Below are 9,315 nucleotides of genomic sequence, written 5' to 3' on the forward strand. Positions count from 1 at the left end.
CCGAAGTTTAGCAACCCGGACGCCTGCTGATTAGCCAGCATAACCCGCAAGCGTTTATGAGCAGTATTCATTAATCATCAGGTGCATTACGGCTGTCAGCCTCAGGTCGTCATGTTATAGCGGGTAATAATATTGATTTTTGAATAGGGCGCCGCGGGTGCGGAGGCAGGCAGAAAACCGTGAAATTCCAGCAGCGTTCTGAAGGCGTGCTGTGCATCAAGCTGTAAATTATGTTCGATCAGCGCATCAATTTTACCCGCCTGCAGCAGCGCGCGGTTTTCCCGATCAAGATCGTGTCCGATAAAGGCGTTAACCGGCCGGTTAAGCTCGTCAAAAGCCCGTAAGATACCCGGATTACCGCCGCCGACCGTGTAGACCGCGTCCGTGTCCGGGTGCGCCTGCAGAAAATGTTTAAGTGACTGGTACATCAACGGATCGATGCCATAACCACCCGCCACCACGCTGACCCGATGCTGCGGCGCAAACTGCTGAATGGCGCGTTCGAAACCCTCAATCCGCTCCTGCTCCCCGATAAAGTCTCTGCTGCCGGTGATCGCCACAATGTGGGATTGCTCAGACCGCAGCCATTTTGACATTAAAAACGCGGCAACCTTTCCGGCGTCGTAATTATCCATGCCGATATAGCGCAGGCGCGCACTGCCCGGCAGATCGCTCATCACCGTCACTACCGGCACACGTTGTTTCAGCAGGGTATCGATGGTCGGATTCAGCAGTGCCGAGTGGGCCGCTTTGAGAATAATGCCGTGGCTGTGGAGCGCATTTTTGTTCAGAAGCGCATTGACCTGCTCTGCGGTTAAGTTCTCGCTGAAGTGAAATCGCAGCTGCAGTTTAAACCGGGTAAAGCTGGCAATCTGACTGCTGAATGCTTCACGCACCAGCTCACGAAAGCGATCGGGCGTATGCATAATCACATCGAACCACAGCGTTCTGCCTTTTGCCCGCGCCGTTTTCTGTAGTAATTCCAGGTCGGCTATCGCCTGCTGAATGCGATGCTGCGTTTGCGGATGCACCCTGCCGCGCTGATGCAGCGCCCGATCAATGGTTGCCAGGCTCAGACCGGACTGAGCGGCTATCTGTTTTAAGGTGAATTTAGCCATGCGTCACTCTGAAGGCGAGGGGTTATCCCTCGTTTTATCACACTGCGGGTGCTAAACCTTGCCTGATTTAGCCGTCCGGTTTCAACGATATCGCCGCCGCAGAAAAGTGGCCCTGTTAAGTTAAACCGGATGAAGGTTTCACACCGCCAGATCATCGGATCTGTATCATAATATGAATAGCATTAAGCCAGGGTTTCAGGTCGGGATAAATATATTACCTTAGTTACCCCGTGTTATCTGGCGATTATATCTTTCGCGTAGCCCCGCTGACGAAATAGTGCCAGATATTATTCTGAGGCTGTTCGAATAATAACCTTTTCTACCGCTTCGCTTATATTTTCCTGAACGCGGCCCTTTTGTTTTTTGACTTCCAACGATGCTAAACTGTATATGCATACACCGTCTGGAGGTCGTGTGAAGTACGACGAAGAAAAAGATATTCGCGCGCTGGTTGGCGCAATAGTTAGCGATCTGATTAAGAACGGGCAGCCTGTGCATTTTCATGATATTACCAATGCGCTGTTTCGCCTGAGTGAAGAGACGCGAGATAACCGATTGAAAGCGCTGTGCCATGAAGCGATCGGCTTTTTTACCCGCAAGATGCACTAAGAGTGATGGCGTTGCGAATAAACGTCAGCATCATTGAAATCGGTTCCCCTTAATTAATCCTGTCAGACATAATGGATATTTTCCCCGTGATTTTTTTGCACTCTGATTAAGCAGGGGAGTCTGATTATTGTGGCGGGATGAGCGAGGGTATGACCTCTTGCCGCCAGCAGAGTTAATATCCCGACAGGAATCGTCATCCTAAAACTGCCGCGTCTTTATCCGTTTCGGATAAGCCTGCTGTTATTGAACAGTAGCTGTTCGGATAAGGCGTCTGTGACCTGAAATCTATTTCACGCCAGCTGGCTCTGTTGTTCAGGTGGAGCCATGCGTATTCGTCATCACCCGTAACGGAGCGGTTGCGTTAACATCGTCAGTGCGCTGGTCGGGGCTTTGAGGTGCGGGCCGCCGGAAACAGCGACAAAAGCGGGCTGCAGCGGTGAAAATGTTTCAATGCCGTCCGCAACGCGCTATAAAGATCCTTCGCAGGGGTAAACCATCCTGACAGGCCCTGAAGCAGGCCAGAAAGACGCGGACCAGAAACAGCACGAAACCAGAACAGGCTGCATTTCCGCTGTTGCCGGTTAACCCGCGCCGGGGTGATGAATCGGGGCCAGCGCCATTAAGGATAAAAACATGATCTTCTCGGATGTTGAAACGCACTACATCAGCAGCAATCAGGACAGTCGGCTGGTCAGATATGACATTATCAAGACCGATGATGATACCTACGTGGTAAAAGTGATTGATAATAAACATCACAACAATACGCAACGTGACTATTTCTCTGAAGTAACGACGTTGATCATCACCCGCGATGATTTCAATCTGGAAAATAATATCGGTTCGGCGTCGGTTGTCAGAAACCGTATGCCCACCACCTTCAGTGGTCATGTGCTGGTGAAGTGTCAGCAGCATCGGGATTCACTGGATTAATCCCGTCAGGCGCATCCGTTGAGGCAGGAATTGAAAGCAAGCGGAGTAAGGCTGGGGCAAAGAAACTATTCCACAAGAGGGCTTCCTGCGCGCCGTTGAGCGCGCAGGCGTGGGGATCAGATACCGGCGTCGTCCGGCGTCCGGCCCACTACGATCTCCAGCGTTTTGCGTAACACATCCAGTCTGACCACGTCTGAGGTCGTCTCCAGTTCCGCAATCAGATAAAGAATGATGGCTTTATTGGTTACGCGTCCCTGATCGGCGACGATGTTCCGGATGATGCCGCCCAGCAGTTCGGTTTCTGAAGCAAGCTGATCACCGGCACTGCGAAAAAACTCAATGATGGTTGGATCTGAAGAAGAGCGTTGCATGATTTTTCTTTCTCTGCAGAAAATTCGTTAGGTGCATCGAATAAGGTCAGAAACGAGTCTCCTCGTTGCGACGTTTTGCCCGGCGTGAAGGGACATTTTCAGTGCCGCGTTCACCACGGGAGATGCTTTAATTATTGTCAGAAGTCACGCAAAAAACGGATCGATTAGTGTTTTTTCGAACCTTCAGGTGGGCCATCGTTATTCAGACGGTGTGACACATTTTCACGATCGGGAAGCGCACTGCCAGCCCGCTTACGGGCGGCCACCATGCCATTGCGCACTTCGGTAATCGCTTTGCGGATCGTCATCACCTTCGCGTCTTCGTCCGTCTCTGCGGCCATAAGCTCCAGCTGATTGATCAGGGCATGACTCGACACCGGTTTGTCTGACTTGAGTAGTGTCAGTACGGCTTCGCCGATCATGACATCTGTCAGTTTCTCATCATCACTTCTGTACATACTGGCTTCTCTGATTTACGAATTAATGGCCACGTTGCGGCTCCTGATGTAGAAACAGGCGCCGGTGACGGGGCGCCTGAAGCGGGACAGCAACACTGGGCTTCGTTAATGCGAAAAATAGTCCGATCAGAATTGCTGTGAGCTGAGACGTACTGCATCTCCATAACGCCGGGGATCCGTATTACTCTTCCCGACGGAAAAGGAGCCCGATCAGTTCATGCAGATGACTTTCATCCTCTGGCGTAGAGGCAAGTTCCAGTCGACGCAACAATTTGCTGCAAATCGCTTTACGACTCAAATTTTGACCTGCGCGCAGAATTTCAACCACAATCTCCCCCAGCGTTTCCTGCTGTGAAGGCTGACTGGCTTGATTGAAGTAACGGGCAATGTCGCTGATGGCTTCCGGTGCATGTCCGTTCTGACGCATAGTAGTGTCCTCAGATGGTTAAATGTATCGCGCTCTGGATGCGCAAGTTATACATCTTTCAAAAACTTGTACAGAATTTTGAATTTCCTGAGAAGATTTTTTTGTGCAAAAAATGCTATTTAAAGATAATCAGTATGTTACGAAGTGTTTAATGCGGGGTAAAAACGGCTGAGTGATGGCGGATTAAGCGATTTGCCCTTCCGGCCTGTACAACTGCTGCACAGGCCGACAGTCAGGCAGAACCAATCGGTCAGCGTTTAAAGAATATATCATCAGCGGATTCGGTGGTGCTAGTTTTGTCTGCGCTAACCGGTTTCGATAACCATCCGGCCTGTTTATTGTTGCGAGCGCCGATGGTTTTAAAACCCATCAACCACTGTCGTACCTGATGCAACTGGTCCAGACGTTTCTCATCCACTTCTGAGGCAGACATAGCCTGCAACTCACCCATCAGCATCTCGACATTCACTTCCTGACCTGCATCGATCAGGTTCATTGCTGCTTCGCCAATGATGACATTCGCTTTTTCGTCGTTTGAAAAATACAAATTATCCTCCCTGGTTTTATTACGGTAAGTAACATTCACTGTAGCAAAAAAATTCACTAAATTTAATAAAACATGCCTATCAATAATCATTTATTGATTGGAGCAGTTTAACGACCATGACGGAAAATCCTGTCTGACGGTCGATCGCCGGCCAATGGGTTCCACCGCGCCTTACCCCGATTTCACACCAGACATCAGCCTTCAACCGCGCTGTCAAATCGGGCGACGAGCAGAAGTTTTAGTATCAGCCTCTGCGCTAAAGAGATTATCGAAGAACCCTGACTTTTTATAACGCATTATGAATCAATCACTAAATAAAAATACTTACACAACTTGTCATAACGGCGCTGCTGCTGAAGAAACTTCACAAAAGCGGGCTGTCGCAAAGGTATAGCCTGTGCTATAAAAAATAGCACTGGCTAATTTAGTGTTATTTTTAATCACCTCTGGAGATCCTGCGATGGTCCCGACAAAGAAAACCGCAACGCTGCTGGGCAGCCTGCTGCTGACGGCGATAATGACAACCAGCAGCTATGCTGCAGAAAAATTTAAGGTCGTCACCACCTTTACGGTGATTGCCGATATGGCAAAGAACGTCGCGGGTGATGCCGCTGAGGTCACTTCAATCACCAAACCGGGTGCAGAAATCCATGAGTATCAGCCGACGCCCGGCGACATTAAACGCGCCCAGGGCGCACAGCTGATCATGGCCAACGGGCTGAATCTTGAACGCTGGTTCCAGCGCTTTTATCAGCATCTGGAAGGCGTGCCGGAAGTGGTGGTGTCGCAGGGGGTGAAACCGATCGGCATTGGCGAAGGGCCCTATAACGGCAAGCCCAATCCACATGCCTGGATGTCGCCGGATAATGCGCTGATTTATGTGGATAATATCCGTGATGCTCTGGTGAAGTATGACCCGGCCAACGCTGAAACCTATCGTCAGAATGCCGCCAGCTATAAGCAGAAAATCAACGCTGCGCTTGAGCCGTTGCGCCAGCAAATCGCCGCCATCCCTGAAAACCAGCGCTGGATGGTGACCAGTGAAGGTGCGTTCTCCTATCTGGCTCGTGACCTCGGGATGAAAGAGCTTTACCTCTGGCCGATCAATGCTGACCAGCAAGGCACGCCGCAGCAGGTGAGAAAAGTAATTGATCAGGTCAGAAAAGAGGCGATTCCGGCTGTGTTCAGCGAAAGCACCGTCTCTGACAAGCCTGCCCGTCAGGTGGCGCGTGAAACCGGCGCCCACTATGGCGGCGTCTTATACGTTGACTCGCTAAGTCAGGCTCAGGGGCCGGTACCGACCTATCTTGATCTGCTCCGTGTCACCACGCAGACGCTGGTCAACGGCATTAACGCCGGGAGGAAAGCGCCATGACCGACACCATTGTGGTTTCCAATGTCAGTGTCACCTACCGTAACGGTCACACGGCGCTGCGCGATGCCAGCTTCAGCATTCCTGGCGGTTCCATCGCCGCGCTGGTGGGGGTAAACGGTTCTGGTAAATCAACGTTATTTAAGGCTCTGATGGGGTTTGTCCGGCTCTCCGGTGGCACGATTTCGGTGCTGGGAATGCCAACCCGTCAGGCGCTGCGCCAGAGTCTGGTGGCTTATGTGCCGCAGTCGGAAGAGGTTGACTGGTCATTTCCGGTGCTGGTCGAGGATGTGGTGATGATGGGCCGCTATGGCCATATGGGGCTGTTACGGCGGCCAAAACCGCAGGATCACGACAGGGTGAATGATGCGCTGGCACGGGTCGATATGCTGGCTTATCGCCATCGGCAGATCGGTGAACTATCCGGCGGCCAGAAGAAACGGGTATTTCTGGCCCGCGCCATTGCGCAGCAGGGCAGCGTCATCCTGCTTGATGAGCCGTTTACCGGTGTCGACGTTCAGACCGAGGCGAAAATCATCAGCCTGCTGGGCGAGCTGCGTGATGAAGGGAAAACCATGCTGGTCTCAACGCACAATCTGGGATCGGTGACCGAATTTTGTGACTACACCGTGATGGTTAAGGGCACCATCCTCGCCAGCGGTCCTACCCGCACTACCTTTACCGCCGCCAATCTTGAGCGGGCGTTCAGCGGTGTGCTGCGTCATGTCGCCGTCAGCGGACTGGACGATCACATCATCACCGATGATGAACGCCCGTTTATTGCACCGCGCAGCGCACTTCACGACGGAGACTGACCATGAATCTGCTGCTGGAGCCGTTCGGATACCATTACATGCTCAACGCGATGTGGGTTTCTGCCATGGTCGGCGGACTGTGCGCGTTTCTCTCCTGCTACCTGATGCTCAAGGGCTGGTCGCTGATGGGAGATGCGCTGTCGCACTCCATTGTGCCCGGCGTTGCGGGCGCTTACATGCTGGGCCTGCCGTTTGCGCTGGGCGCTTTTCTGTCGGGCGGGCTGGCGGCGGGCAGTATGCTGTTGCTCAATCAGCGGACCCGGTTAAAAGAAGATGCGATCATCGGTCTGATCTTCTCCTCTTTTTTTGGCCTCGGGCTGTTTATGGTGTCGCTCAATCCGACCGCGGTGAACATCCAGACGATTGTGCTCGGCAACATCCTGGCGATTGCCCCTGCCGATATTCTGCAACTGGCGCTGATTGGCGGGGTTTCGATCATCATTCTGCTGTTTAAGTGGAAAGACCTGATGGTGACCTTTTTCGACGAGAATCACGCGCGGGCCATCGGTCTGCGACCTGAACGGTTAAAGATTCTGTTTTTTACGCTGCTGGCGGTGTCAACCGTGGCGGCGTTACAAACGGTAGGGGCCTTTCTGGTGATCTGTCTGGTGGTGACGCCAGGCGCGACAGCCTGGTTGCTCACCGATCGCTTTCCGCGCCTGCTGATGATTGCGGTAACCATAGGCAGCGTCACCAGCTTCCTTGGTGCCTGGGCGAGTTACTATCTCGATGGCGCGACCGGCGGCATTATCGTCGTAGCGCAGACGCTGTTATTCCTGCTGGCGTTTGTTTTCGCGCCAAAACATGGCCTGCTGGCGAACCGTCGTCGTGCCCGCCGTGATGCTGAGAAGGAGCCAGGTTAATGTGGATTTTTGAACCTTTCCAGTTCGCGTTTATGCAGAATGCGCTATTGATTGCGCTGGTGGTGGCGATCCCCTGCGCCTTGTTGTCGGTATTTCTGGTACTGAAAGGCTGGGCGCTGATGGGTGATGCGATGAGCCACGCGGTCTTTCCCGGCATTGTGCTGGCGTGGATGCTGGGCATTCCGCTGGCGATTGGGGCCTTTGCCGCCGGGCTGTTTTGTGCAGTTGCCAGTGGTTTTTTACAGGATAACAGCCGCATCAAGCAGGACACGGTGCTGGGCATCGTCTTCTCCGGCATGTTTGCGGTCGGGCTGATTCTCTATATCGCCGTGAAGCCTGAAGTCCATCTCGACCATATTTTGTTTGGCGACATGCTGGGCATCACCGGTGCCGATCTGATCCAGACGCTGCTGATCGCGGCACTGATTGTCGCGGTCATTGCGGTGAAGTGGCGTGATCTGATGCTGTTCAGCTTCGATCCGCAACAGGCGCAGGTGTGTGGTTTGCCCGCGCGGCTGATGCATTATGGTCTGCTCTGCATGGTCTCGCTGACCATTGTCGCGACGCTGAAAGCGGTGGGCATTATCCTGTCGATCTCGTTACTGATCGCGCCGGGTGCCATTGCGCTGTTGCTGACCCGACGTTTTTCCCATGCGTTGCTGGTGGCGGTTGCGGTTTCCGTGCTGGTGTCGCTGAGTGGCGTTTATCTCTCTTTCTTTATCGACAGCGCACCGGCGCCGACCATCGTGGTGCTGTTCGCGCTGGTGTTCATTGTCGCGATGATCGTCTCCGGGCAGAAAGCCCGGCGGCTGGAACGCCAGCGGATTGCGGCTTCGTGAGCCACCGCGCGGCTATAGCGGCGTTGACGCGCCGCTATAGCGTACCGCCTCAATCAGACGGGCGAACGCGCGGGTATGCTGTTTACGGCTGGGATAGTAGAGGTAGTAGCCAGGAAAAGGGTCGCACCAGTCGGCCAGCACCTGCACCAGTCGGCCGGACGCAATATGCGCAGCCACACTGTCCTGCGGCACGTAGCAGATGCCCATGCCGCTGAGCGCCGCCTCGATGCGTGAAGCGAGATGATTAAAAATCAGCTGACCTTCCACCCTGACTCTGACCTCCTTGTTATCGCGCATAAACTCCCAGTGATAGAGTCCGCCCAGCGTCGGTAAGCGCAGATTAATGCAGTTATGGTTTTGCAAATCGTAAGGGGTTGCCGGTACGCCGTGCTGCTCAAAATAATCGGGCGAGGCCACCACGCACATATTCCAGTCCGGGCCGATGCGCACCGCCACCATATCTTTTTCAACCTGTTCACCCAGCCGCACGCCCGCATCAAAGCGGCCGCTGACAATATCGGTCAGGGTGTTATCCACCGAAAATTCGATGTTGACCTCGGGATAACGCTGCAGAAAGGGCTTAACCAGCGGCCACAGCGTTGAGGTCAGCGCATGTTCGCCCGCCGTAATGCGAATATTGCCGGCGGTTTTTCCCTGAGTGTCAGTGATGCTGACCAGCTCAGATTCAATCTCGCTGAACAGGGGCGCGATAGTGTCAATCAGCCGCTCACCGGCCTCTGTCGGGGCCACGCTGCGGGTGGTTCGGGTCAGTAACCGGGTGCTGAGACGCTCCTCCAGTCCACGAATGGCGTGGCTGAGCGCTGACTGCGACACGCCGAGTTTGGCTGCCGCGCGGGTAAAGCTGCGCTCTTCCGCCACCACCACCAGATACATCAAATCGTTAAAATTCTCTCTAAGCATACTTTTCTGTCCCGTTAACCTGTCGCCGCAGCGTCTGGCGGT

The 9,315-nt window shown here is 53.5% G+C and carries 12 protein-coding genes; 6 read left to right on the plus strand and 6 right to left on the minus strand.

From position 1 onward, the window contains the following. Window positions 1–101: 101 nt before the first annotated feature. Window positions 102–1,118, minus strand: a complete 1,017-nt coding sequence (locus tag ACX3P5_RS21495) for a substrate-binding domain-containing protein (protein WP_233988339.1) — start codon at window positions 1,116–1,118, stop codon at window positions 102–104. Window positions 1,119–1,532: 414 nt separating this feature from the next. Here ACX3P5_RS21495 and ACX3P5_RS21500 point away from each other — a divergent pair, with 414 nt between their 5' ends. Continuing rightward, window positions 1,533–1,727, plus strand: coding sequence for a hypothetical protein (locus ACX3P5_RS21500; protein ID WP_233988338.1), 195 nt, complete (start codon window positions 1,533–1,535; stop codon window positions 1,725–1,727). 633 nt (window positions 1,728–2,360) lie between these two features. Then, window positions 2,361–2,660, plus strand: coding sequence for a hypothetical protein (locus ACX3P5_RS21505; protein ID WP_233988337.1), 300 nt, complete (start codon window positions 2,361–2,363; stop codon window positions 2,658–2,660). A 116-nt stretch (window positions 2,661–2,776) separates the two neighbouring features. Here ACX3P5_RS21505 and ACX3P5_RS21510 read toward each other — a convergent pair whose 3' ends face one another. The 4 genes from ACX3P5_RS21510 to ACX3P5_RS21525 all read right to left on the minus strand — a co-directional run bounded on the left by ACX3P5_RS21510 (window position 2,777) and on the right by ACX3P5_RS21525 (window position 4,463). After that, entirely contained in the window at window positions 2,777–3,031 is a 255-nt protein-coding gene (locus ACX3P5_RS21510) for a biofilm/acid-resistance regulator YmgB/AriR (protein WP_233988336.1), read from the minus strand. Between the two features lie 164 nt (window positions 3,032–3,195). After that, window positions 3,196–3,489 (minus strand): hypothetical protein, encoded by a 294-nt coding sequence (locus tag ACX3P5_RS21515; RefSeq protein ID WP_233988335.1) that lies wholly within the window; start codon window positions 3,487–3,489, stop codon window positions 3,196–3,198. Between the two features lie 181 nt (window positions 3,490–3,670). Continuing rightward, window positions 3,671–3,916 carry a regulatory protein YcgZ gene (gene ycgZ / locus ACX3P5_RS21520; RefSeq protein WP_233988334.1) on the minus strand — a complete coding sequence of 82 codons (246 nt, stop codon included), beginning with the start codon at window positions 3,914–3,916 and terminating at the stop codon, window positions 3,671–3,673. Between the two features lie 250 nt (window positions 3,917–4,166). Continuing rightward, complete coding sequence (locus ACX3P5_RS21525) at window positions 4,167–4,463, minus strand: hypothetical protein (protein ID WP_336756069.1); 297 nt, start codon at window positions 4,461–4,463, stop codon at window positions 4,167–4,169. 460 nt (window positions 4,464–4,923) lie between these two features. Between ACX3P5_RS21525 and ACX3P5_RS21530 the strand changes: the two genes are divergently transcribed. From ACX3P5_RS21530 to ACX3P5_RS21545, 4 genes are read left to right on the plus strand one after another with little or no spacing between them, the layout of a single operon-like run. After that, entirely contained in the window at window positions 4,924–5,838 is a 915-nt protein-coding gene (locus ACX3P5_RS21530) for a metal ABC transporter substrate-binding protein (RefSeq protein WP_409520453.1), read from the plus strand. Next, a complete protein-coding gene (locus tag ACX3P5_RS21535; RefSeq protein WP_233988332.1) occupies window positions 5,835–6,650 on the plus strand; it encodes a manganese/iron ABC transporter ATP-binding protein in 816 nt (271 codons plus the stop codon). The genes ACX3P5_RS21530 and ACX3P5_RS21535 overlap by 4 nt, the downstream gene beginning before the upstream one ends. A gap of 2 nt (window positions 6,651–6,652) precedes the next feature. Further along, window positions 6,653–7,513, plus strand: a complete 861-nt coding sequence (gene sitC / locus ACX3P5_RS21540) for an iron/manganese ABC transporter permease subunit SitC (protein ID WP_458969349.1) — start codon at window positions 6,653–6,655, stop codon at window positions 7,511–7,513. Next, window positions 7,513–8,352 carry a metal ABC transporter permease gene (locus tag ACX3P5_RS21545; RefSeq protein ID WP_458969350.1) on the plus strand — a complete coding sequence of 280 codons (840 nt, stop codon included), beginning with the start codon at window positions 7,513–7,515 and terminating at the stop codon, window positions 8,350–8,352. Before sitC ends, ACX3P5_RS21545 begins: the two co-directional genes overlap by 1 nt. Window positions 8,353–8,364: 12 nt before the next feature. Here the strand turns inward: ACX3P5_RS21545 and ACX3P5_RS21550 are convergent, their stop codons facing one another. Further along, complete coding sequence (locus tag ACX3P5_RS21550) at window positions 8,365–9,273, minus strand: LysR family transcriptional regulator (RefSeq protein ID WP_458969351.1); 909 nt, start codon at window positions 9,271–9,273, stop codon at window positions 8,365–8,367. Window positions 9,274–9,315: the final 42 nt, after the last annotated feature.

It is taken from the genome of Pantoea sp. S-LA4 (assembly GCF_054482835.1).

Coding starts and splice junctions, on each gene's coding strand:
- ACX3P5_RS21495 (WP_233988339.1), bottom strand. CDS start 1,118: ATGGCTAAATTCACCTTAAAACAGATAGCCGCTCAGTCCGGTCTGAGC.
- ACX3P5_RS21505 (WP_233988337.1), top strand. CDS start 2,361: ATGATCTTCTCGGATGTTGAAACGCACTACATCAGCAGCAATCAGGAC.
- ACX3P5_RS21510 (WP_233988336.1), bottom strand. CDS start 3,031: ATGCAACGCTCTTCTTCAGATCCAACCATCATTGAGTTTTTTCGCAGT.
- ACX3P5_RS21515 (WP_233988335.1), bottom strand. CDS start 3,489: ATGTACAGAAGTGATGATGAGAAACTGACAGATGTCATGATCGGCGAA.
- ycgZ (WP_233988334.1), bottom strand. CDS start 3,916: ATGCGTCAGAACGGACATGCACCGGAAGCCATCAGCGACATTGCCCGT.
- ACX3P5_RS21530 (WP_409520453.1), top strand. CDS start 4,924: ATGGTCCCGACAAAGAAAACCGCAACGCTGCTGGGCAGCCTGCTGCTG.
- ACX3P5_RS21535 (WP_233988332.1), top strand. CDS start 5,835: ATGACCGACACCATTGTGGTTTCCAATGTCAGTGTCACCTACCGTAAC.
- sitC (WP_458969349.1), top strand. CDS start 6,653: ATGAATCTGCTGCTGGAGCCGTTCGGATACCATTACATGCTCAACGCG.
- ACX3P5_RS21545 (WP_458969350.1), top strand. CDS start 7,513: ATGTGGATTTTTGAACCTTTCCAGTTCGCGTTTATGCAGAATGCGCTA.
- ACX3P5_RS21550 (WP_458969351.1), bottom strand. CDS start 9,273: ATGCTTAGAGAGAATTTTAACGATTTGATGTATCTGGTGGTGGTGGCG.